This is a genomic window from Solirhodobacter olei, assembly GCF_004010155.1.
GTDB lineage: Bacteria > Pseudomonadota > Alphaproteobacteria > Rhodobacterales > Rhodobacteraceae > Solirhodobacter > Solirhodobacter olei.
Genome location: NZ_RRYH01000005.1, coordinates 83,061 through 105,138 on the forward strand (window position 1 = coordinate 83,061; position 22,078 = coordinate 105,138).

19 protein-coding genes are annotated in these 22,078 nt (G+C 67.6%); 10 read left to right on the plus strand and 9 right to left on the minus strand.

The features are described 5' to 3' along the window. The first annotated feature begins 624 nt into the window (after positions 1–624). The 3 genes from EIP85_RS04550 (at position 625) to EIP85_RS04560 (ending at position 4,018) form a co-directional block, all read left to right on the plus strand. Positions 625–1,650 carry a GGDEF domain-containing protein gene (locus tag EIP85_RS04550; protein ID WP_164871639.1) on the plus strand — a complete coding sequence of 342 codons (1,026 nt, stop codon included), beginning with the start codon at positions 625–627 and terminating at the stop codon, positions 1,648–1,650. A 62-nt stretch (positions 1,651–1,712) separates the two neighbouring features. Next, positions 1,713–3,542, plus strand: a complete 1,830-nt coding sequence (locus EIP85_RS04555; protein WP_127900978.1) for a M3 family oligoendopeptidase — start codon at positions 1,713–1,715, stop codon at positions 3,540–3,542. After that, positions 3,539–4,018, plus strand: a complete 480-nt coding sequence (locus EIP85_RS04560) for a GNAT family N-acetyltransferase (protein ID WP_164871640.1) — start codon at positions 3,539–3,541, stop codon at positions 4,016–4,018. Before EIP85_RS04555 ends, EIP85_RS04560 begins: the two co-directional genes overlap by 4 nt. 149 nt (positions 4,019–4,167) lie before the next feature. Here the strand turns inward: EIP85_RS04560 and EIP85_RS04565 are convergent, their stop codons facing one another. The 7 genes from EIP85_RS04565 to xseA all read right to left on the minus strand — a co-directional run bounded on the left by EIP85_RS04565 (position 4,168) and on the right by xseA (position 12,240). After that, positions 4,168–5,148: a quinone oxidoreductase family protein gene (locus EIP85_RS04565; RefSeq protein ID WP_127900979.1), complete on the minus strand. Its 981-nt coding sequence runs from the start codon at positions 5,146–5,148 to the stop codon at positions 4,168–4,170. A gap of 14 nt (positions 5,149–5,162) precedes the next feature. Continuing rightward, the gene (mgrA, locus tag EIP85_RS04570) at positions 5,163–6,191 is read right to left on the minus strand and encodes an L-glyceraldehyde 3-phosphate reductase (protein WP_127900980.1); all 1,029 of its coding nucleotides are present in this window, start codon (positions 6,189–6,191) and stop codon (positions 5,163–5,165) included. Positions 6,192–6,340: 149 nt separating this feature from the next. Then, on the minus strand, positions 6,341–7,396 hold the full coding sequence (locus EIP85_RS04575) for a sn-glycerol-3-phosphate import ATP-binding protein UgpC (RefSeq protein ID WP_127900981.1): 1,056 nt from the start codon (positions 7,394–7,396) through the stop codon (positions 6,341–6,343). Between the two features lie 3 nt (positions 7,397–7,399). Further along, positions 7,400–8,248 carry a sn-glycerol-3-phosphate ABC transporter permease UgpE gene (gene ugpE, locus EIP85_RS04580; RefSeq protein WP_127900982.1) on the minus strand — a complete coding sequence of 283 codons (849 nt, stop codon included), beginning with the start codon at positions 8,246–8,248 and terminating at the stop codon, positions 7,400–7,402. 10 nt (positions 8,249–8,258) lie between these two features. Then, positions 8,259–9,137, minus strand: coding sequence for a sn-glycerol-3-phosphate ABC transporter permease UgpA (gene ugpA / locus EIP85_RS04585; protein WP_127900983.1), 879 nt, complete (start codon positions 9,135–9,137; stop codon positions 8,259–8,261). A 70-nt stretch (positions 9,138–9,207) separates the two neighbouring features. Then, positions 9,208–10,539: a sn-glycerol-3-phosphate ABC transporter substrate-binding protein UgpB gene (gene ugpB / locus EIP85_RS04590; RefSeq protein WP_127900984.1), complete on the minus strand. Its 1,332-nt coding sequence runs from the start codon at positions 10,537–10,539 to the stop codon at positions 9,208–9,210. 225 nt (positions 10,540–10,764) lie between these two features. Continuing rightward, complete coding sequence (gene xseA, locus EIP85_RS04595; RefSeq protein WP_127900985.1) at positions 10,765–12,240, minus strand: exodeoxyribonuclease VII large subunit; 1,476 nt, start codon at positions 12,238–12,240, stop codon at positions 10,765–10,767. Positions 12,241–12,308: 68 nt separating this feature from the next. Here xseA and purD point away from each other — a divergent pair, with 68 nt between their 5' ends. Further along, entirely contained in the window at positions 12,309–13,571 is a 1,263-nt protein-coding gene (gene purD / locus EIP85_RS04600) for a phosphoribosylamine--glycine ligase (protein WP_127900986.1), read from the plus strand. Positions 13,572–13,771: 200 nt separating this feature from the next. Here the strand turns inward: purD and EIP85_RS04605 are convergent, their stop codons facing one another. Further along, positions 13,772–16,774 carry a methyl-accepting chemotaxis protein gene (locus tag EIP85_RS04605; RefSeq protein WP_164871641.1) on the minus strand — a complete coding sequence of 1,001 codons (3,003 nt, stop codon included), beginning with the start codon at positions 16,772–16,774 and terminating at the stop codon, positions 13,772–13,774. Between the two features lie 322 nt (positions 16,775–17,096). On the opposite strand from EIP85_RS04605, the gene EIP85_RS04610 reads away from it, so the two are divergent. Beyond that, positions 17,097–17,657, plus strand: a complete 561-nt coding sequence (locus EIP85_RS04610; RefSeq protein WP_206615457.1) for a phosphatase PAP2 family protein — start codon at positions 17,097–17,099, stop codon at positions 17,655–17,657. A gap of 7 nt (positions 17,658–17,664) precedes the next feature. Then, a complete protein-coding gene (locus EIP85_RS04615; protein WP_127900988.1) occupies positions 17,665–18,024 on the plus strand; it encodes a diacylglycerol kinase family protein in 360 nt (119 codons plus the stop codon). Positions 18,025–18,040: 16 nt separating this feature from the next. Here EIP85_RS04615 and EIP85_RS04620 read toward each other — a convergent pair whose 3' ends face one another. Continuing rightward, positions 18,041–18,364, minus strand: coding sequence for a 2Fe-2S iron-sulfur cluster-binding protein (locus EIP85_RS04620; RefSeq protein WP_127900989.1), 324 nt, complete (start codon positions 18,362–18,364; stop codon positions 18,041–18,043). A gap of 119 nt (positions 18,365–18,483) precedes the next feature. Here EIP85_RS04620 and EIP85_RS04625 point away from each other — a divergent pair, with 119 nt between their 5' ends. The 4 genes from EIP85_RS04625 to EIP85_RS04640 all read left to right on the plus strand — a co-directional run bounded on the left by EIP85_RS04625 (position 18,484) and on the right by EIP85_RS04640 (position 22,072). After that, entirely contained in the window at positions 18,484–19,086 is a 603-nt protein-coding gene (locus EIP85_RS04625) for a sulfotransferase family protein (RefSeq protein ID WP_127900990.1), read from the plus strand. An 83-nt stretch (positions 19,087–19,169) separates the two neighbouring features. Further along, positions 19,170–19,616, plus strand: coding sequence for an OB-fold nucleic acid binding domain-containing protein (locus tag EIP85_RS04630; RefSeq protein ID WP_127900991.1), 447 nt, complete (start codon positions 19,170–19,172; stop codon positions 19,614–19,616). A gap of 119 nt (positions 19,617–19,735) precedes the next feature. Continuing rightward, positions 19,736–20,308: a peptidoglycan-binding domain-containing protein gene (locus EIP85_RS04635; protein ID WP_127900992.1), complete on the plus strand. Its 573-nt coding sequence runs from the start codon at positions 19,736–19,738 to the stop codon at positions 20,306–20,308. A 141-nt stretch (positions 20,309–20,449) separates the two neighbouring features. After that, positions 20,450–22,072, plus strand: a complete 1,623-nt coding sequence (locus EIP85_RS04640; protein WP_127900993.1) for a phospholipase C — start codon at positions 20,450–20,452, stop codon at positions 22,070–22,072. Positions 22,073–22,078 lie beyond the last annotated feature (6 nt).

The following is a 22,078-nucleotide window of genomic DNA, read 5'->3' on the forward strand; positions in this document are numbered from 1 at the left end:
CAACGTGCAAAGGCCGCGCCGGACAGGGGTCTACCCCTCCGAATTCGACAGCCCTGCCAAGTCCCACTCCCAATCAACGATGACGCTAGGCGATCAGTATGACGGTTTCAACACGAACGTTTCCCGTGTCCTATTTTTGCCATGTTTCGTTGTACCGAAGCGATCACATGCCCTAGATTGAAACCAATCATCCCGGCTGCAACCGTGGCGAGCCCTATATGCTGTAGGCCCGGATCAAGAAGACACAAAAGAATCGCCCGCTCCCCACTTTGCTGAAAAATGTGGCACGGCTCGCACGCTGGCCCAGCGGCCCCGCACGCTGGCCGATTGCCACTCTCCCGCCGAGAGAATCAGCCCGGCCGCCACGCGCCTCCGACACGGACGCGATCGGCGACAGTCACGCCCGTCGCGCCACCCTGTCCCCATGCGGGCGACAGCAGGGCGAGAAATCGGCCGCGGCACCCCGCATCCTGCCTGTGGTAACGGAGCATTAATACACAATCCGTAGCGTCGAGATCGGGGTGCATACAAAGATATGGTGGAATTGTGCGATCAGATCCGGACGGGGCATTGGCCGCGGGGCTGCCGAACCTGGCCCAGCAAATGGGGATATCAGCGGCCGAGTTGCGACACCGTAAGGAGCTTCTGGGCTTCACCCCCGCCCATGCCGAATCGCTCGCCGGGCTGCGCGCCATCGCGCTCGCCGAGGTCGACGGGTTGGTCGAAGAATTCTGTCGCCGCCAGCTTGCCGTCCCGGCGATCCGCGCGCTGATCGGCGACCGCGACACGATCCTGCGCCTTGGCGCGGCGATGCGGGCCTATGTGCTGAGGATGTTCGAGGGCAGCTATGACATCGGCTATGCCAACTCCCGCCTCCGCGTCGGGCAGGTCCATGCCCGGCTCGGGGTGGCCCCCAACCTCTACATCGCGGCGCTGCATATGCTGGAGTCTCTGGTGGAGGAGCGGATCGGCAAGACCCCTTGCCCTGCGCTGCACAAGCTCTTCCTGCTCGACCTGCAATTCGCCTTCGACGCCTATGTCCACGGCCTCAGCGGCGAACTTGCCCGTACCCGCGACGAGATCCGCCACCATTCCCAGGCGCTCGAACGCGCCTTCGAGGAACGCATGGCGGAGGCGCTGCGCGATGCCGATACCGATCCGCTTTCCGGCCTGCGCAGCCGGCGGGGGTTCGAGGCCGTCTTCGCCCGGGAATGGGAGATCGCGCTTGCCACCGGCGTGGACCTGACCATCGCGGTGCTCGACCTCGACGGTTTCAAGCGGATCAACGACAGCAAGGGCCACCTGGAAGGCGACCGCGTCATCCAGGTTGTCGGCCAGGTCATCGCCGCGGCGCGGCGGTCGGCCGATTTCGCCTTCCGCATCGGCGGCGACGAATTCTGCCTGATCCTGCCGATGACCGGCCGACGCGAGGCCACTGCCGCCTGCGAGCGGCTTCGCGCCCGGATCGGCGAGGCGCTCGGCGGCGAGGTGACGATCAGCTACGGGCTGGCCGCGCTCCGGGGCAGTGGGGCGGCGATGCCGAGGGATCTTCTGGCCGAGGCAGACCGCGCGCTCTACCGGATGAAGGCCGCACCCGGGCCGGCACGGGGCGGGGCGCTGCTGCGGGTGGCGGCGAAGGTGCCGGCCTAGGCTCGCCTTGCACCCGGGGGGGGCGAAGGCCTAGATGGGGGCAAAAGCTGATGAGGTTGCCCATGACGATCCCCCTGCCCCGCCCCGTCTTCGATGCCGATGCCAAAGGCGGCAAGGATCTGGGCAAGCTGCCCGACTGGGATCTGACCGACCTCTATACCGCGCCCGATGCGCCGGAGTTCAAGCGCGACCTCGCCTGGGTCGCCGAGGCCTGCCAGGGCTTCGCGAAGGATTACGAGGGCAAGCTTGCCACGCTCGACGCCGCCGGGATGCTGGAATGCATCCGCCGCTACGAGGCGATCGAGGTGACCGCCGGGCGGATCATGTCTTACGCCGGGCTGCGCTATTACCAGAACACGCTCGACGCGACGCGCGCCAAGGTTCTGGGCGACGCGCAGGAGGCGATCACCGATGCCACCACGCCGCTGGTCTTCTTCACGCTGGAGTTCAACCGCCTTGAGGAGGCGCATCTGCAGGCTCTGCTGACCGCGCATGCCGATCTCGCGCGCTATGCCTCGATGTTCCGGCGGATGCGGGCGATGCGGCCGCACCAGCTTTCCGACGAGATGGAGCGGCTGCTGCACGACCAGTCTGCCGTCGGCGCCTCGGCATGGAACAAGCTTTTCGACGAGACCATGGCTGGCCTCGAATTCACCGTCGCGGACGAGGAGGAGCCGCTGAGCCTGGAGGCGACGCTGGACCTGTTGACCGATCCGGTCCGCGACCGGCGCGAGGCCGGCGCGAGGGCGCTGGCCGAGGTTTTCGGCAAGAACGTCAAGCTCTTCGCGCGGGTTCACAACACGCTCGCCAAGGAGAAGGAGATCGAGGACCGCTGGCGCAAGATGCCCTCGGCCCAGACCAGCCGGCACCTGTCGAACGATGTCGAGCCGGAAGTGGTCGAGGCGCTTCGCAACGCCGTGGTCGCCGCCTATCCCAAGCTCTCGCACCGCTACTATGCGCTGAAGGCGAAATGGATGGGCCTCGACACGCTGCAGGTCTGGGACCGGAACGCGCCGCTGCCGATCGAGCCGCCGCGGACGGTGGGCTGGGAAGAGGCGAAGGCCACCGTGCTCGGCGCCTACGGTGCCTTCTCGCCCAAGATGGCGGAGATCGCGCAGCCGTTCTTCGACAAGGGCTGGATCGACGCCGGCGTGAAGCCCGGCAAGGCGCCCGGCGCCTTCGCGCATCCGACCGTCACCACCGCGCACCCCTATGTGCTCTTGAACTACCTCGGCAAGCCGCGCGACGTGATGACGCTGGCGCATGAACTGGGCCATGGCGTCCACCAGGTTCTGGCCGCGGGCCAGGGGGAGCTTCTGGCCTCCACCCCGCTGACGCTGGCGGAAACCGCGAGCGTCTTCGGCGAAATGCTGACCTTCCGCCGCCTCCTCGACCAGGCGAAGACGCCGACGGAGCGCAAGACGCTGCTGGCCGGCAAGGTGGAGGACATGATCAACACCGTCGTCCGCCAGATCGCGTTTTACGATTTCGAGTGCAAGCTGCACGCCGCGCGGCGGCAGGGCGAGCTGATGCCGGAAGACATCAACGCGCTCTGGATGTCGGTGCAGGCGGAAAGCCTCGGGCCGGTCTTCGAATACATGGATGGGTACGAGACCTTCTGGTCCTACATACCGCATTTCATCCATTCGCCCTTCTACGTCTACGCCTATGCCTTCGGCGACGGGCTGGTGAACGCGCTCTATGCCGTCTACGCCGAGGGCGCGCCGGGCTTTCAGGAGAAGTACTTCGACATGCTCCGCGCCGGCGGCTCGATGCATCACAAGGAACTTCTGGCGCCCTTCGGGCTGGACCTCACCGATCCGGCCTTCTGGGACAAGGGCCTTTCGATGATCGCGGGCTTCATCGACGAGCTCGAGGCGATGGAGGAGTGAACCTCGGCTACGAGCGGCTCGGGGCGGAAGACGCCCCCCGCGTCGCGCATCTGACGCTCCGCCCCGGGCAGGACCAGTTCACCGCGGTCCCCGCGCAGCGCCTTGCCGCGCTGCGGCCGGGGGAGGACCCCTGGGGCGTTCTGTGGGACGACGTGCTGGCCGGGTTCCTGATCATCGACCGCTACTATTCCAGCCAGTACGACTTCGCCCGCTCCGGTGAGCCGGGCCTGCGCTCCGTCCTGATCGACGCGGCCCGTCAGGGCGAGGGCATCGGCACAGCAGCGATGGAGGCGCTTCCGGCGCTGATGCAGGCGGAATACCCGCAGGCGCGCAGCCTCGTTCTGACGGTAAACCGGCAGAACCCGGGCGCGCTGGCGGTCTACCTGCGGGCAGGCTTCGTCGATACCGGCACACTTTTCCTCGGCGGGCGGGCGGGGCCGCAGCATATCCTTAGGATGCCCCTGAAGGCGCGCTGACGGGCAGCGCGGCGCCGGGGGTTTTCCACCCCCGGACCCCCGGAGAGTATTTTGCCAAGGAAATGCGGGCCCGCCTTTTCCTGGCCCAAATACTCCCGCCGGAGGCAAGCCCGCGCGCGCGAGCCTTCCCCTAAAGCGTCAGGATGCCCCTAAAGCGTCAGGATGGTCGAGCCGGTCGTCGCCCGCGCCTCGAGCGCGCGGTGCGCCTCGGCCACTTCTTCCAGCGGGAAGCTCTGGCCGATGTCGATCTTCACCTGGCCGGAGGCGACCTTCTCGAACAGGCGTTGCGACATCGACATGCAGTCTTCGTGCCTGGCGATGTAATTGAAGAGCGAGGGCCGGGTGATCTTCAGCGAGCCACCCGCCGCGAGGCGGCCGAGGTCGAAAAGCGGCACGGGGCCCGAGGAGGCGCCGAAGAGCATCATGAAGCCGAAGGGGCGCAGGCAGGAGAGCGAGCCGTCGAACGTGTCGCGGCCGACCGAGTCCATCACCACGTGGACGCCTTCGCCGCCGGTGATCTCGCGCACCCGGGCGGCGAAATCCTCGGTCCGGTAGTTGATCGCATGGGCCGCGCCATTGGCGAGCGCCAGGTCGCACTTCTCCTTCGAGCCGGCGGTGCCGATCAGCGTGATCCCCTCCGAGCGCGCCCATTGGCAGCCGATCAGCCCGACGCCGCCGGCGGCGGCCTGCATCAGCACCACCTCGCCCCTGGCGATCGGCGTGATCCGCTCGAAGAGATAGACGACCGTCAGCCCCTTCAGCATCATCGCGGCCCCTTCTTCGAAGGAGATCGCGTCGGGCAGCGGCATGACATGGACCGCCGGCATTACCCGCGCCTCGCAATAGGCGCCCGGCGGGTTGGCGGCATAGGCCGCGCGGTCGCCGGGCTTGAGATGGGTGACGCCTTCGCCCACCGCCTCGACCACGCCCGATGCCTCCATCCCCATGGTCAGGGGCAGCGGGTTCTTGTAGAGGCCGGTGCGCTGGTAGACCTCGATGAAGTTGAGGCCGATCGCATTGTGGCGGATCAGGATCTCGCCCGGCCCGGGGGTGCCGAGCGGGCGATCCACGATCTTCAGCTTCTCGGGGCCGCCGGTTTCCTCGATGATGACGGTCTTCGCGGTTGCCATTGGCCCCTCCCTGCTTATGCGTCCGAAGACCGCTTCCAGATGTTGACGTTGCCGGTGTCCGACCACTTGTCGATCGCGGCGCGTTCCTCGGCCGAGAACTCCAGGTTGCCAAGCGCGCCGACGCAGTCGGTCACCTGCTCGGGCCGCGAGGCGCCGATCAGGGCGGTGGTGATGCCGCCATCGCGCAGCACCCAGGCGATTGCCATCTGTGCCAGCGTCTGGCCGCGGGCCTCGGCGATCTTGTTCAGCTCGCGGATGTTGGTGAGCGCCTTCTCGTTCAGCCAGCCGGCGTTCAGCGACTTCTCCTGCGCGGCGCGGCTGTCCTCGGGGATGCCCTTGAGGTACTTGTTCGTCAGCATCCCCTGCGCCAGCGGCGAGAAGACGATGGAGCCGATGCCAAGCTCGGTCAGCGTGTCCTTCAGCCCGTCTTCCTCGATCCAGCGGTTGATGATCGAATAGGACGGCTGGTGGATCAGGCAGGGGGTGCCGAGCTCCTTCAGGATCGCGGCGGCCTGCCGGGTGCGCTCCGAATTGTAGGAGGAGATCCCGACATAGAGCGCACGGCCCGAGCGGACGATGTGGTCAAGCGCCATCATCGTCTCTTCCAGCGGCGTGTCCGGGTCGACGCGGTGCGAATAGAAGATGTCCACGTAATCGACGCCGAGCCGCTTCAGCGACTGGTCGCAGGAGGAGATCAGGTATTTCCGGCTGCCCCATTCGCCATAGGGCCCCGGCCACATCAGGTAGCCGGCCTTGGAGGAGACGACCAGCTCGTCGCGGTGGTGCTTGAAGTCAGTCTTCAGGATCTCGCCGAAGGCTTCCTCGGCCGAGCCGGGGGGCGGGCCGTAGTTGTTGGCGAGGTCGAAATGGGTGATGCCCGCGTCGAAGGCCGTGCGGCAGATCGCCTGCTTGGTCCCGTGCGGGGTGTCGTGGCCGAAGTTGTGCCAGAGGCCGAGGGAGATCGCCGGAAGCTTCAGGCCCGAATTGCCGCAGCGGTTGTAGATCATGGTGTCGTAGCGGTTGTCCGCCGGGGTCCAGGGCATGGGTCTCTCCTCGTTCTGTCGGGGCGAAAACTAGTGCGGCACCCGGGCAAAGGCCAGAGCGGCGGGCGGTAATTCCCGCCGCGCCGGGCAGATGAGCGGGCGGTCGCGGCCTATGAGCGCCGTGGCGCGTGGCAAAGGCCGGTGCGGCCTCAGCCGAGGCGCTTGCCGGTCTCGGCCGAGAAGGCGTGGACCGCGCCGGGTTCGGGCATCAGCGTCAGCGTGTCCCCGACCTCGCCCTCCGGGTCGAGCGCGCAGACGAAGTTCTGCCCCTCGACCTGGCCGTGGACGAGGCGATGAGCGCCCAGCTCCTCGACATAGGCGGTCTTCAGGATCAGGGCGCCCTCGGTCCCCGGCGCGACCGGCTTCACCGATTCCGGGCGCATGCCGATGGTCACCTTCGGCCCCGGTGTCACGCCCTCGGGCAGCGGCAGGACGGCCGAGCCGAGGCGGGCGGTGCTGCCCTCCACCTGCGCCTGAACCAGGTTCATCGCGGGCGAGCCGATGAAGGCCGCGACGAAGGTCGAGGCGGGCTTGCGATAGACCTCGATCGGGGTGCCGACCTGCTCGATCGCGCCGCCATTCAGCACGACCAGGCGGTGGGCCAGCGTCATCGCCTCCAGCTGGTCATGGGTGACGTAGATCGAGGTGGTGCCGAGGCGGGACTGAAGCTGCTTGATCTCGCCGCGCATCTGCACGCGCAGCTTGGCGTCGAGGTTGGAGAGCGGCTCGTCGAACAGGAAGGCCGCGGGCTCGCGCACGATGGCGCGGCCCATGGCGACGCGCTGGCGCTGACCGCCCGAAAGCGCGCGCGGCTTGCGGTCGAGGAAGGCGCCGATCTCGAGGATCTTCGCGGCCTCGTCGACGCGGCGGTCGATCTCCGCCTTCGCCATCTTCCGGTTCTTCAGCCCGTAGGCGAGGTTCTGGCGCACCGTCATGTGGGGGTAGAGCGCGTAGTTCTGGAAGACCATGGCGATGTCGCGGTCGGCGGGCTCGACCTCGTTGACCTTGCGGCCGGCGATCGTCACCGAGCCCGAGGTGATCGTCTCCAGCCCCGCGACCATGCGCAGGAGCGTGGACTTGCCGCAGCCCGAAGGCCCGACGAGGACGAGGAACTCGCCATCGGCGATATCGAGGTCAATGGAATGAACGGCGGTGACGCCGCCCGTATAGGTCTTGCCCACCGCCTCGAGCGTGATTGCGGCCATTCGTTATTTCTCCGTCTCGATCAGGCCCTTCACGAAGAGCTTCTGCATGAAGATCACCACCAGTACCGGCGGCAGCATCGCGAGGATCGCGGTGGCCATGATGTAGTTCCACTGCGGCTGCGCGTCGGTCACGTCGGCCATGCGCTTGATGCCCATGACGATGGTGTAATGCGAGGTGTCGGTGGTCACGATGAGCGGCCAGAGATACTGGTTCCAGCCGTAGATGAAGAGGATCACGAAGAGCGCCGCGATGTTGTTGCGCGACATCGGCAGCAGGATGTCCCAGAAGAACTTCAGCGGGCCCGCGCCGTCGATCCGCGCGGCCTCCATCAGCTCGTCCGGGATGGTCAGGAAGACCTGCCGGAAGAGGAAGGTCGCCGTGGCCGAGGCGATCAGCGGGATCGTCAGGCCGGCGTAGGTGTTCAGCATGCCGAGCTCGGCCACCACCTTGTAGGTCGGCAGGATCCGCACCTCGACCGGCATCATCAGCGTGATGAAGATCAGCCAGAAGGCGATGCCCCGGCCGGGGAACTTGAAATAGACGATCGCGTAGGCCGAGATGATCGAGATCGCGATCTTCCCGATGGCGATGGTCAGCGCCATGATGAGCGAGTTGCCCATCTGCAGCGACAGGGGCGGCATGCCGGAGGATTTCATCCCGTCGGTCAGCATGGTGCCGTAGGTGTGCCAGATGTTGTGGCCCGGCGTCATCGGGATCAGGCCCGACAGGAAGTCGGTCGGGCCATGGGTGGAGGCGATGAAGGCCACGTAGATCGGGAAGGCGACGATCGCCACGCCGATGATCAGCACCAGATGGGCGAGGAAGTTCAGAACGGGGCGGTTTTCGACCATGCGTCGGCCCTCAATATTGCACGCGCCGCTCGACCCAGCCGAACTGGACCGCGGTAAGCGCGATGACGATGACCAGAAGCACCACGGATTGCGCCGCGGAAGAGCCGAGGTTCAGCCCGACGAACCCGTCCTCGTAAACCTTGAAGACGAGGATGTCGGTCGATCCGGCCGGCCCGCCCTGGGTGGTGGCATGGATCACGGGGAAGGTGTTGAACATCGCGTAGACGAGGTTCACGACCATCAGGAAGAACGTCGTCGGCGACAGAAGCGGCAGGGTGATGGTGAAGAAGCGCTTCACCGGCCCGGCGCCGTCGATCGCGGCAGCCTCGCGCAGCGAGGCGGGGATCGACTGCAACCCCGCGACGAAGAACAGGAAATTGTAGCTGACCTGCGGCCAGGCGGCGGCGATGACGACGAGGATCATCGCGTCCTGCCCGTGCAGCGAATGGTCCCAGTTGTAGCCCATCTGCCCCAGCACATAGGGCAAGGGGCCGATCGTCGGGTTGAAGAGGAACCACCAGAGCACGCCCACCACGGCTGGCGCCACGGCATAGGGCCAGACGAGGAGCGTCGTATAGGTCGGCCCCGCCTTCACCGTCCGGTCGACGGCAAGCGCCAGCAGAAGCGCCACGATCAGCGAGGAGAAGGTGACGGCGACGGTGAAGATCACCGTGACCTCGAGCGACTGGATGTAGCTCGGGTCGGCGAACAGCGCCTGGTAATTGGCAAAGCCCACCCAGTTGGTGTGCAGCCCGAAGGCGTCTTCCTGCTGGAAGCTCTGCACGATGGCCTGGCCGGTGGGCCAGAGGAAGAAGACGATCGTCACCGCCATCTGGGGGGCGATCAGCAGATAGGCCAGGGCCCTCTGATTGAACGTTGTGCGCTTCATCGGCCCTCGCGGCTCGGTCGAATACGGAAGGCCCGCGCGCTCGGCGCGGGCCTTCCCGGGGCTTGGCCCCTTACTTGTTGGCCGCCTGGAACTGGGCGATCAGCTTGTTGCCGCGGCTGTCGACGTTGTCGAGCGCCTGCTGGGCGGTTTCCTTGCCGCCGAGCATCTTCTGGAACTCCTCGTCGATGATGTCGCGCACCTGGACGTAGTTGCCGAAGCGCAGACCCTTGGAGTTCGCGGTCGGAGCGTGGAGCGTGATCTCCTTGATGCCGACGTCGGAGCCCGGGTTATTGGCGTAGTAGCCCTGCTTCTGACCCAGATCATAGGCCGCCTTGGTGATCGGCAGGTAGCCCGAGAACTGCGACCAGTCTGCCTGCACCGCCGGCGAGGACATGTAGTGCAGGAAGTTCGCCACGGCCTTGTAATGGGCCTTGTCGTGACCCTGCAGGACCCAGAGGGTCGCACCACCGATAATGGTGTTCTGCGGCGCGCCCTTCACGTCTGCGTAGTAGGGCAGCATGCCGTAGCCCACGTCGAACTTGCCCTTGGTGTTGGCCAGAACGCCCGCGCGCGAGGCGGAGGAGTTCATGTACATGGCGCAGTCGCCCGAATAGAACATCGGCGGGGCATCGTTGCCGCCGCCCGGGCCGCCGTACTTGAAGACGCCGTCCTTCTGCCACTTGGCCATGTTGGCCCAGTGGTTCACGAGCGGCTTGTCCTTGCCGAAGACCAGCCGGGCGCCGAGGCCGCCGAAGCCGTTCTCCATCGTGCCGATCGGCTGGTTATGCCAGGCCGAGAAGTTCTCGGTCTGCACCCAGGAGATCCAGCCCGAGGTGAAGCCGCACTTGGAGATGCCGGCATCCATCAGCTTCTTCGAATCGGCTTCCAGTTCGCCCCAGGTCTTCGGCGGACCGTCGATCCCGGCCTTCTTGAACTCGTCCTTGTTGTAATAAAGGATCGGCGTGGAGGAGTTGAACGGGAAGGACAGCATGTTGCCGTGGGTGTCGGTGTAGTAGCCCACGACCGCCGGCAGGAAGCCCTTCGGATCGAACGGCTCGCCCATGTCCTTCATCAGCTTGTAGACCGGGTAGATCGCGCCCTTGGCGGCCATCATCGTGCCGGTGCCGACTTCGAAGACCTGGACGATGTCGGGCTGCTTGTGCGCCCGGAACGCCGCGATGGCCGAGGTCATCGTTTCGGAATAGGAACCCTTGTAGGTCGCGACGACCTTATACTTGTCCTGGCTCTTGTTGTAGTTGGCCACGATCTGGTCGAGCTTCTGGCCAAGCTCCCCCCCCATGGCGTGCCACCAGGTGATGGTGGTGGTGGCTTCTGCGGCAGAGCCCATGGCCATAGCCGAAGCGCCGGCCACGAGACCGGCGAGCATCATTTTGCGGAACATTTCCTTCCTCCCGTCTGGAGCGTGAACGCGGCCACGCTTAGGACCGGGACGTTACAGGAGTGTTTTCGTTTTGTGTAGCTTTTGTAACGGTTGTTCCATATTTTTTTTCGCAACCTACAGGAAAGCCTTTAGGAAAAGGCCGAAATGCCCCCAGAAGCCATGTCAGGGAATGTTCGCTTGGTCCCGCATCGCGCCCGAAAGGCTGAGCGTTTCGGCGCGAACCGCTCAGAACAGGCTGCCCTGCTCGGGCGGCTTTCCGGGGGTGGACTTGCGCGGGGGGCGGGCGCCGAGGCTGAGGCGGCCGTCCTGGAACTCGATCTCCAGCGCCTGGGCCGTCTCGGCCGCGGCCTTGGTGGTCAGCACGCCCCCCTCGCCCCGCACCACGGCGAAGCCGCGCTTCAGCGTCTCGGTATAGCCCAGCGTCTGGCGCATCCGGTCGAGCCCGTCGAGCCGCGCGCGCCAGCCCTCGGTCTGGGCCGAGGCCGCGCGGGAAAGCCGCTGCGACAGCCAGTCGAGCCGCTCGCGACGGCGCGCACTCTCACGCAGGAGCGCCTCCGGGCGGAGGCGGTCCGCCCGGGCGGCAAGGCGCTCGGAAAGCCGCGTCACCAGCTCTGAAAGCAGCCGCGGCCGGATATGGGCCGCATGCTCGGCATAGAGCGCGCGCTTACGCGCCGCGGCCTGGGCCAGCGCGTTCGGCAGCCGCTCCGCCAGCAGGTCAAGCTTCTGGTTGGCGCCGGCGGTCAGCGCCTCGGGCCGCGGCAGGGCGCGGGAAAGATCGCTCAGGCGCTGGCCTCGCCGGCCCAGCGCCTGCACCAGGGCATGCGAGCGCCGCGCGCCGAGCTGGTCGAGCGTCGCGGCAAGCTCGGCGCGCACCGGCACCGCAAGCTCGGCCGCCGCAGTCGGCGTCGGCGCGCGCAGGTCCGCGGCATAGTCGATCAGCGTGGTGTCGGTTTCGTGCCCGACGGCGGAGATCAGCGGGATGGCCGAGGCCGCGGCGGCGCGGGCGACAACCTCTTCGTTGAAGCCCCAGAGATCTTCCAGGCTGCCGCCGCCGCGCGCGACGATCAGCACGTCCGGCCGCGGCACCGGCCCGCCGGGCGCGATGGCATTGAAACCGGCGATGGCGGCGGCGACCTCGGGGGCGCAGCGCTCGCCCTGCACCGCCACCGGCCAGATCAGCACCCGGCGCGGGAAGCGGTCGCGCAGCCGGTGCAGGATGTCGCGGATCACCGCACCGGAGGGGGAGGTGATGACGCCGATCACCTCCGGCAGATAGGGGATCGGTTTCTTTCGGGCGCTGTCGAACAGCCCTTCCGCCGCGAGCTGGGCCTTGCGCTTCTCCAGCATCGCCATCAGCGCACCTGCGCCGGCGGGCACCAGATCCTCCACGATCATCTGGTATTTCGACTGGCCCGGGAAGGTCGTCATCCGCCCGGTAGCGATGACCTCCATGCCCTCCTCGGGCCGGGTCGTCAGCCGCGCGGCCTGGCCCTTCCAGGCGATCGCGGCCAGCACCGCGCGCTCGTCCTTCAGGTCGAAATAGAGATGGCCCGAAGCGGGGCGCGAGACGCGCCCGATCTCGCCCCGGACGCGGACGAAGCCGAACTCGCCCTCGATCATGCGCTTCACCGCGCCGGAGAGCTCCGAAACGGTGAATTCGGGCGTATTGCCGGGGGCGTCGGTTTCGATGAGGTCGGACATGTCGCTCGCTTGTGATCCGCTGGCCGAGACCTTAGAACGCGCCAAACGCGAGGGAAAGGGTTCGGGCGATGAACATCCTGGTGCTGGGCGGCGGCGGGCGGGAACACGCGCTGGCCTGGGCGATTGCGCAGAACCCGAAATGCGACCGGCTGATCGTGGCACCTGGCAACGCCGGGATCGCGGCGCTGGCCGAATGCGCGGAACTCGACATCCTCGACGGCGCGGCGGCGGTGGACTTCTGCGTCGCCCGCGCGGTGGATTTCGTGGTGATCGGGCCGGAGGCGCCGCTCGCCGCCGGCGTGGCCGATGCGCTGGACGCCGCGGGCATACTCTGCTTCGGCCCGTCGGCCGCGGCGGCTCAGCTCGAGGCCTCGAAGACCTTTACCAAGGAGATCTGCGACGCCTGCGGCGCGCCGACCGCCGCCTGGGCGCGCTTCACCGATGCCGGGGCCGCCGCCGCCTACATCCGCGCCCAGGGCGCGCCGATCGTGGTGAAGGCCGACGGGCTTGCCGCGGGCAAGGGCGTGGTCGTCGCGACGAGCGTGGAGGAGGCCGTCGCGGCGGTGGAGGAGATGTTCGCCGGATCGCTCGGCTCGGCCGGCGCCTCCGTCGTGATCGAGGAGTTCATGGCGGGCGAGGAGGCGAGCTTCTTCGTCCTTTGCGACGGCACGGCGGTGGTGCCCGTCGGCACGGCGCAGGACCACAAGCGCGTCGGCGAAGGCGACACCGGCCCGAACACCGGCGGTATGGGAGCCTATTCCCCGGCGCCGGTTCTCACCCCGGCGATCCAGGCCCAGGCGCTGGAAGAGATCATCCGCCCGACGGTGGCCGAGATGGCCCGGCGCGGCATGCCCTATAAGGGCGTTCTTTACGCCGGGCTGATGATCGAGGGCGGCCGGGCGCGGCTGGTGGAATACAACGTCCGGTTCGGCGATCCGGAGGCGCAGGTGCTGATGATGCGGATGGGCGCCCAGGTGCTGGACCTGCTGCTGGCCTGCGCCGAAGGCCGGCTGGAGGGGGCGGAGGTGAACTGGGCGGCGGATCATGCGCTGACCGTGGTGATGGCGGCCGAGGGGTATCCCGGCGCCTATGCCAAGGGCAGCGAGATCCGCGGGCTGGAGGCTCTGCCCGAGGACAGTGCCCACATGGTGTTCCACGCCGGGACCGCGCTGCGCGGGGGCCGGATCACCGCCAATGGCGGGCGCGTTCTCAACGTCACCGCCCGGGCGGCGAGCCTCGCCGACGCGCGGACAGAGGCCTATGCGATGATCGACGCCATCGACTGGCCAGAGGGTTTCTGCCGCCGCGATATCGGCTGGCGCGCGCTCTGAAGGGACAACCGCCGGCCGCGCCCGGGGCGCCCCTTCGGCACGGCTGACGGCGTCGCGCGCCCCTCCTGCTCTGCATGGCGCACTGTCCGGCGGCGCGTCCGTCCCACTCCGTACGCAGCCCACGGTTCGGCCCCGGCCCACCGTTCGGCCCCACTCACGGCCATTGGACCACCGCAGTTCTGCCGCCGAGGAGGCCGCCGTCAGGCACGCATTGCCCGGGCGGGCGGCCGGCCGGCGACGCGGCTGCCGGCAGGCTGCCCGCCCTCCTCCGCATCGTTGCCGAGGCGGAAGCGGGCGACCAGGGTAGAGAGGCCCTCCGCTTCCTGGCGCAGCGCGTGGCCGTCGGCCGTGGCCTGATCGACCATGGCGGCGTTCTGCTGGGTGACCTCCGCCAGCGCATTCGCACCGGTGCTGATCTCGGAGATGCCGGTCGATTGCTCGTCCTGGGCCGAGGCGATGCCGGAGACCAGGGTGGAGATATGCGACGCCGAGGAGAGGATGCTCTGCAGCGCCTCGCCGGCCTCGCCGACCAGCCGCACGCCGTGATCGACATGGCCGGAGGAGGTCGAGATCAGCGTCTCGATCTCCTTGGCGGCTTCGGAGGAGCGCTGCGCGAGGTCGCGGACCTCTGAGGCGACGACCGCGAAGCCGCGGCCAGCCTCGCCCGCGCGGGCGGCCTCGACCCCGGCGTTGAGCGCAAGGAGGTTGGTCTGGAATGCGATGTTGTCGATCAGCCCGACGATGCGGACGATCTGGCTGGAGGATTTCTGGATCTCGCCCATCGCGTCGACGGCCTGCGACATCACCCTGCCCGAGGCCTCCGCCTCGCCCTGGGCGCCGCGTACGGCCTGATCAGCCTCGTTGGCGCCGGCGGCGGTGGTGCGGACACTGGTGGAAAGCTCCTCCAGCGCGGCGCTGGTCTCCTCCAGCGTCGCAGCCTGGTTTTCGGTGCGGCGCGAGAGATCGTCGGAAGCCTTGGCGATGCGCATGGCACCGTCGTTGATGTGCGCGACCGCCATTCGCAACTGGGTGACGACGCCATGCAGCTTCGCGCGAGCGGAGTTGAAATCGTGGCGGACCTGTTCGTATTCGGCACCGAAGGGCCGATCGAGCTCGGTCGTCAGATCGCCCTCGGCGAGCGCCGAGAGGCCTCGGCTCAGGTCCTCGACCACGAGCCGCTGCGCCTCGGCGCGCTCCAGCGTCTCGGCCTCCGCGGCCTTGCGCGCGGCCTCGATCCGGGTGACGTCGGTGCCGATCTCGACGATCCGGTCGAGCTTGCCCTGATGGCTGAAGATCGGGTTCATCGCCACCTCGACAATGACCTCGCCACCCGCCTTGGTGGGGCGCACCACCTTGCGGTTCACCGTCAGCCCGCCCTTCAGGCGCTGCATGCCGATCCGTGTATCCTCGTTCGGACCGAAGAGCTGCTCGAAGGTGCGGCCCCTGGCCTCCTGCCCCCAGCAGAAGATCTCGGTGAACTTGTCATTGGCCTTGATCAGGCGGAACTCGGAATCGTATTCGAGCATCGCCTGGTTGCGGCGGATCGCCTCCATGATCGAGGCGTTGATCCGGGCCTCGCGGACATCCAGCCAGTGCAGCGAGGCGCCGATGTAGTTGCCATCGTCGTCGAGGATCGCCTGGATCGAGACCTGCAGCCGCGATTCGCCCAGCGCTATGTCGGCGACACAGGGCAGGTTCGCCGGATCCGAGAACAGGCGTTCCTGCCGGTCGGCATCGATACGGAAGCGGTCGACCGACTGGCCGATCAGCCGCTCGGGGTCGAAGTCGGGCCAGTTTGCGCGCATCGCGTCTATGTTGTCGCGGAAGATCTGTTTCAGCTCGGTGTTGTAATCGACGATACCGCGCTCGCGGTCGACCAGCATCATCGCCGCCGAGGAGGTGGTGAAGGCGCGCGCCTTGAAAAGCGCCATCTGCGCCGCAGCCTCGTTCTCCTTCAGCTTGGTTCGGAACGCCTCGAGGTTTCGGGCGATGGCGCCCGTCTCGTCGCGCCGCCCGATATAGGGCACGTCGAAATCGTAGTCCTTCGCCGCGATCCGGTCCATCGCCTGGCCCACCGTCACCAGTGGCCGGACGATGCTGCGCGCGATGGCAAGGCCGATCAGCACCGCTGCCAGCGCCGCCACGGCCATCATGGCCAGGCTGTGCGTGCGCAGTCGCGTCACATCGGCGAGCAGTTCGGCCCGGTCCTCTGCAGCGACAACGGCCCAGTGATTGCCGAAAAGATCGAAGGACCGGTAGGCGACCACGGAGGGCGCGCCGTCGATGAAGCCGCGGCCGTCGAGGTCGAGCCCGGTCTTGCCGGCGGCGGCCCGTCCCACGTCGGGGTCCTTCGGCATCGGGTTCAGCATCGCGTCGACCGTGGCCAGCATCGGGGATCCGCTGCGGCGCAGCCCGTCCGCCCCGATCAGCACAAGCTGACCGGTCCGTCCCAGACCGACAAGGTTGGCGACGATGGCGTTGACGCGGTCGGCCGAAAGCTCGATCGCCAGCACCCCCAGCAGGGTGCCGTTTTCCGCCTTCACCGGGGTCGCGAGGAAGGCCACGGCCGCGCCGCCCGTGGGCTCGAAATGGCTGAAATCGATGAAGACCGGCTTGCCGTCGCTTGATTGCATCGCCCTGCGGAAGGCCTGACCCAGCCCGGATTGCGCCCAGGGGCCGGTGCGCAGGTTGGTGGCGAAGTCCTTCTCCTTCGTGAGGGCATAGACCACGTTTCCCTTGGCATCGGCGAGGATCACGTCGTGATAGCCGCGGACCGCCGCCAGGTCGCGGAAATGCCCATTGAAGCGCTGATGCGCCTGCGACCACTGCGACCCGTCGCCGGCATTGTCGGTCTTGCCCGCGCCGGCCGCGCCCGCGGGCAATGTGGGCGGGTAATGCTGCTGCAGATAGCTGACCGGATCGCCCGGGATGGCGTTCCAGCCGGCCTGAAACTGCAGCAGCGCCTGAACGGTGGACGGGTCGCCCGCCGTCAGCGTCAGGTTGGCAGCGACCCGTCGAAAGAGCGCCTGCACCGCCTCTGCCCGCACCTGCGCGACCAGGGCGAGGCGCTGCCCCGCCTCGGCGCGAAGCGACCTGCTCGCGCCTTCGTAACTGAAGAGGGCGATCACGGCCGATACGATGATCACCACAAGTGCGCTGAGAAAGGGGATGCGCACAGCGAGCGAGTTACGGTTGAACGTCATGATCTCCACCACGAAGGGACGGCGGGACCGGCCGGCGCCCGCTGGACCCCGTCCTATCGTCATTTCGTGTATGGCTGCTTAACCGCGCCCCGGCCCAGGGCCTTGTGCCGTCGTGATAACGGGCGATGAGCCCTTCAGGGCCCCAGCCAAACCGTCTTTCCGCGGCAGGGATTGTCGGCTAGCCTCGGCGCATGTTTGCCGATGAGTAGATTTGGCGACATTCTGCCCGGGCCTGGGTGAGAGTGTATCGCGCGTTGGTTTGTAGGACGACCGCGGTCGAGACGTAGAGTTGCCGTCCGTTGCGGCGTTAGGAGACAAATCAATGACACGTACCACCCTGGCCACCGCGGGCCTGATCGCCCTGATGTCCGCAAGCGCGCTGACCCCGCTTCCTGCCCAGGCGGCCAACAGGAAGGCCTGGGACCACGGCTCGACCGCCTTGGCGCTCGGCCTTGGCGCGCTGGCCGCCGGGAGTACGCTGGCGAAGTCGGACGCCCCCGGCGCCTGGCAGCTGGCCTATACGATCGGGTCCACGTTCCTTGCGACAGAGGCCCTGAAGGCGGCGATCAAGGAGCAGCGGCCGGATGGTTCGGGCAACGACAGCTTCCCTTCCGGACACACGTCGATGGCATTCGCGGCCGCGACCTATTTCAATATCCGCTACGGCCACGAATATCCGCAGTACGTGCCCTGGGTATACGGCGCGGCGGCGCTGACCGGCGTCGCCCGGGTCGAGGCGAAGAAGCATTATGCGCAGGACGTGGTCGCCGGGGCCGCGCTCGGATGGGTGCTGGCGCGATATTTCACGACGTCGCAGGACGCCCAGGTCACGGTTGCGCCGACGGCGGATGGTGCTGCGGTGACCTTCACCCAGCACTTCTGACGCGCGGATGGGAAAGCTGCGGGCAAGGATCGCCTCTTTCCGCTTCGCCGGGCGCGGCCTGGCGGTTCTTGTCCGCCAGCCGAATGCGATCATTCACCTGTGCGCCGCCGCAATCGTCATCAGCCTTGCCGCGGCATACCGGGTCACGCCGGGCGACTGGATCGCCCTGATCCTTGCCATGACACTGGTTCTTGCGGCGGAGGCCATGAACACCGCGCTGGAGCGCGTCGTCGACCTGGCGAGCCCCGAATGGAGCGCGCTCGCACGCGACGCAAAGGATCTCGCCGCGGCCTCCGTGCTGATCTGCTCCATCGGCGCGGCCTGCACCGGCGCGGTGGTCTTCTGGCCCTACGTCTTCGGCCCGTGATCCCGGGGGGACGGTCTCAGATCTGCTTTTCGGGCATGAAGACCTTCAGCCCGTCGAGCGCATCGGAGACCTTAAGCTGGCAGGTCAGGCGCGAGCGGGCCGGGTCGGGCTCGTAGGCGAAGTCGAGCATGTCCTCTTCCATCGGGTCCTTCGGCGGCAGCCGATCAACCCAGGCGGGATCGACATAGACATGGCAGGTCGAGCAGGCGCAGGCGCCGCCGCAGTCGGCCTCGATCCCCGGAATGCCGTTGTCGCGGGCGCCTTCCATCACGGTCAGCCCGTTCGGCACGTCCACGACATGCTCGGCCCCGCCAAACTCGACATAGGTGATCTTCGCCATCGTCTGCCTCAATACCCGTGGTCCGGACGGCTATCTAGCCCAGCTTCCCCGGCCCCGCCACCCCTCTGTTGGAAAGACGGCGGAGGTGGCAGAATGTTACGAAAGCGAGGGAGGCTGGCATGGCGCTGAAGGTGATCGGAACGGGATTCGGACGGACGGGAACGGATTCGATGCGCGAGGCGCTGGGGATCCTCGGCTTCGGCCCCTGCCATCACATGCTGGAGATCATCGCGCATGAGACGCAGCGCGACCGCTGGCGGGCGCTTGCCGCGGGCGGGACGCCGGATTGGGAGCATCTCTTCGAAGGCTACGTCTCCTGCGTCGACTGGCCCTCGGCCTTTTACTGGCGCGAGATCGTGGCGACCTATCCCGAGGCCCGGGTGATCCTGACCTGGCGCGATCCGGAGAGCTGGTGGCGGAGCTTCTCGGGCACCATCCTGAAGCATCTGACCGGCGAGGGGGACCCCGACACGCTGGGCCGGATGCTGATCGCGCGGCAGGTGTTCGGCGGCCGGCCGGACGACCGCGAGCATGCCATCGCCACCTACCGCGCGAATGTCGAGGCGGTGATGGCCGAGGTGCCGCCGGGCCGCCTCCTCGTGCATAGGCTGGGCGACGGCTGGGGATCGCTCTGTGCCCATCTCGGCGTGCCGGTGCCCGATGTGCCCTATCCGCATGCCAATACCACCGAGGTCTTCAACGCCCGTATCCCGGCGCGCTGAGGCTAACGTGTAGGAGGCTGGCGGGTAGGAGGCTGGCGGGGCTGAGGCTTGCCCGGCGGCGCGCATGTTCTATAATTGTTCTCATGCAGCCGCTTGATTCCACCTCGCCTCCGCCGGGGCGCTGGCCGCGCCCGCCCTCCTGCCTGCCCGCCGGGCGGCTGGGCGAGCCGCCGAACGGCGCGCGGGTCGCCGTCGCCGGGCTGGTCCTGGTGCGGCAGCGGCCGGGCACGTCCAAGGGCGTGGTCTTCCTGACGCTGGAGGACGAGACCGGGGTCTGCAATGTCGTGGTCTGGGCCAAGATGTTCGAGCGGTTCCGCCGCGCGGTGATCGCGGGCCGGCTCTTGCGCGTCACCGGCCGGCTACAGCGCGAGGCCGGGGTGGTGCATCTGGTGGCCGAGCGGATCGAGGATCTGTCGCATCTGCTCGACGAGCTGCTGAACCCCGGCTTTGCCGAACGGATCGAGGCGGCGGATCAGGCGGGCCGCGCCCCGCGCCCTCTGCCTGAGCCCCCGCCGGAACACGCCGGCTGAACACCTGGGCAGGTCCCCGCGCGGCTGACCTCCGACCCCGCCCCTTCACGCGCTTATGTGCTTCCCCGGTCGGGGGCGAGCCGTTATCGTAGCGCGAAAACCGGAGCCCGGGCAGACAGATGCGCACCCTCCTTCCCCTCCTCGCCCTGCTGCCGCTCCTGGCCGGCTGCGGCTCCGCCGCGTCGCAGGACCCGCTGCTGAAACCCGACGCGCTGGGGACGCGCTCTCTCGCCCCCGAGCTGATCCGCTCCGACGCCAACACGCCGCCCTCCTCCAAGGCCGGGCAATGCTGGGCCGATGCCGTGACCCCGGCGATCTATGAAACCGATACCGAGCACCAGCAGGTCCGAGCCGCCCGCCCGGCCCGCGACGGCCATCCGGCGGAACCGGCGGAGTTCCAGACCATCGTGCGCCAGCGCATCGTGAAGGATCGCGAGAAGGTCTGGTTCCGCACCCCCTGCCCGGCCGAGATGACGCCGGATTTCATCGGCTCGCTGCAGCGGGCGCTGCTGGCGCGGGGCTATTACCGGGGCGCGCTGACCGGGGTGATGGACCGGCCGACCCGGGCCGCGCTGCGCCGCTACCAGGACCAGCTCGGGCTCGACAGCACGATCCTTGCGCTGGGAACCGCGCGGGAGCTGGGGCTGGTCAGCTACCACCTGACCAAGGCGCAGGACGGCGGCTCCTCCTGAGCCAGCCCGCCGGACAGCCTGTCACGCACCCGTGATTGTCCGTGTTGGAAACGTGAGCCGCCGTGAAGATCGGGCTGTCACACTCCTGACGGATATGCGGAGCGTCCGATGCAGCAACCCCTCCGCAGGAAGGAGTCCTCGATGCACTTCCCCCGTATCCTCCGGCGTGCCGCCGCCAGCGCCCTGGCGCTGAGCGCCGTGCAGGCCGCCCCGGCGCTTGCCGCCAACACCGCCACGCCGATCAAGCACCTGGTGGTGATCTTCCAGGAGAACGTCTCCTTCGACCATTACTTCGGCACCTATCCGAAGGCCGCGAACCCGGCGGGCGAGCCCGCCTTCCATGCCGCCGCCGACACCCCGAAGGATATCGACACGCTGGCCCATGCCGGGCTTCTGGACAAGAACCCGAACGCCGGTGCCGCCAACGGCGCCGATGCCGCGGGCCCGTTCAGGCTTGACCGGACCCAGGCCGGCACCGCCGACCAGAACCACGGCTATACCGCCGAACAGGCCGCCTACGACGGCTTCAAGATGGATCTCTTCCCCAAGCACACCGGGAAGGGCACCAAGGACGGCGCGGGCGCCTTCGGCACCAAGGGCCAGGTGATGGGCTATTATGACGGCAACACCGTCACCGCGCTCTGGAACTACGCTCAGCATTACGCGATGAACGACGCGTCCTTCTCCACCACCTTCGGGCCGTCGACCCCGGGCGCGATCAACCTCGTCTCCGGCCAGACCAACGGCGTCTTCCTGCCGCCGGGCTACACGCTCGCCAAGGACGGCAGCTACGACGGCGGCCGGGTCGTTCCCGACGGCCAGGGCGGCTGGACGATGATCTCGGACCTCGACCCCACCGGCGATGTCTGCTCGAACCCGAAATATCCGACCGCTCTGATGACCGGCAAGAACATCGGCGACATGCTGAACGCCCGGCACATCACCTGGGGCTGGTTCGAGGGCGGCTTCGACCTCGGCATGAAGAACGCCAACGGCACGACCGGCTGCAAGCGCTCGACGACCTCCTCGATCATCAACGTGAAGTCGTCTGACTACATTCCGCACCACGAGCCGTTCCAGTACTACCCCTCGACCGCGAACCCCAAGCACCTGCGCCCCTCCTCGGTCGCGGCGATCGGCACCTCGGCGGACGGCGGCGCGAACCACCAGTACGACATTCACGACTGGTATGACGCGATGGCCGCGGGCAACCTGCCGGCGGTCAGTTTCCTGAAGGCCGCGGGCTACGAAGACGGCCATGCCGGCTATTCCGACCCGTTCGACGGACAGGAATTCATCACCAAGGCCGTGAACGAGATCCAGAAGTCGAAGTTCTGGAAGGACACGGCGATCATCGTCCTCTACGACGACTCGGACGGCTGGTACGACCACGCCCATCACGTCATCAACGCCTCCGACATCCCGCTGAAGGGCTATGACGTCCTGACCGGGAACACCTGCGAAAGCGGCACGCCGCTGCCGGGCGTGAACGGGCTTCCGGTCCAGGGCCGCTGCGGCTACGGCACCCGCCAGCCCTTCGTGGTCATCTCGCCCTACGCCAAGGTGAACTTCGTGGACCACACCGTCACCGACCAGTCGAGCGTGATGCGCTTCATCGAGGACAACTGGCTGAGCGGCGCCCGCCTCGGCGGCGGCTCGTTCGATGCCATCTCCGGCACGATCGACGGCATGTTCAACTGGGCCAAGCCCGCCGCGGGCAAGCTGATCCTCGATCCGGCGACGGGCGAGCCCTCGAAGTCCTGACCCGGG

Bases quoted from the DNA above. Each gene is read 5' to 3' on its own strand.
- EIP85_RS04555 (WP_127900978.1), top strand. From the start codon at position 1,713: ATGACGATCCCCCTGCCCCGCCCCGTCTTCGATGCCGATGCCAAAGGC.
- EIP85_RS04605 (WP_164871641.1), bottom strand. From the start codon at position 16,774: ATGACGTTCAACCGTAACTCGCTCGCTGTGCGCATCCCCTTTCTCAGC.
- EIP85_RS04630 (WP_127900991.1), top strand. From the start codon at position 19,170: ATGCAGCCGCTTGATTCCACCTCGCCTCCGCCGGGGCGCTGGCCGCGC.
- EIP85_RS04565 (WP_127900979.1), bottom strand. From the start codon at position 5,148: ATGGCAACCGCGAAGACCGTCATCATCGAGGAAACCGGCGGCCCCGAG.
- EIP85_RS04575 (WP_127900981.1), bottom strand. From the start codon at position 7,396: ATGGCCGCAATCACGCTCGAGGCGGTGGGCAAGACCTATACGGGCGGC.
- EIP85_RS04620 (WP_127900989.1), bottom strand. From the start codon at position 18,364: ATGGCGAAGATCACCTATGTCGAGTTTGGCGGGGCCGAGCATGTCGTG.
- purD (WP_127900986.1), top strand. From the start codon at position 12,309: ATGAACATCCTGGTGCTGGGCGGCGGCGGGCGGGAACACGCGCTGGCC.
- xseA (WP_127900985.1), bottom strand. From the start codon at position 12,240: ATGTCCGACCTCATCGAAACCGACGCCCCCGGCAATACGCCCGAATTC.
- EIP85_RS04610 (WP_206615457.1), top strand. From the start codon at position 17,097: ATGACACGTACCACCCTGGCCACCGCGGGCCTGATCGCCCTGATGTCC.
- ugpE (WP_127900982.1), bottom strand. From the start codon at position 8,248: ATGGTCGAAAACCGCCCCGTTCTGAACTTCCTCGCCCATCTGGTGCTG.
- EIP85_RS04635 (WP_127900992.1), top strand. From the start codon at position 19,736: ATGCGCACCCTCCTTCCCCTCCTCGCCCTGCTGCCGCTCCTGGCCGGC.
- EIP85_RS04625 (WP_127900990.1), top strand. From the start codon at position 18,484: ATGGCGCTGAAGGTGATCGGAACGGGATTCGGACGGACGGGAACGGAT.
- ugpA (WP_127900983.1), bottom strand. From the start codon at position 9,137: ATGAAGCGCACAACGTTCAATCAGAGGGCCCTGGCCTATCTGCTGATC.
- ugpB (WP_127900984.1), bottom strand. From the start codon at position 10,539: ATGTTCCGCAAAATGATGCTCGCCGGTCTCGTGGCCGGCGCTTCGGCT.
- EIP85_RS04615 (WP_127900988.1), top strand. From the start codon at position 17,665: ATGGGAAAGCTGCGGGCAAGGATCGCCTCTTTCCGCTTCGCCGGGCGC.
- EIP85_RS04640 (WP_127900993.1), top strand. From the start codon at position 20,450: ATGCACTTCCCCCGTATCCTCCGGCGTGCCGCCGCCAGCGCCCTGGCG.
- mgrA (WP_127900980.1), bottom strand. From the start codon at position 6,191: ATGCCCTGGACCCCGGCGGACAACCGCTACGACACCATGATCTACAAC.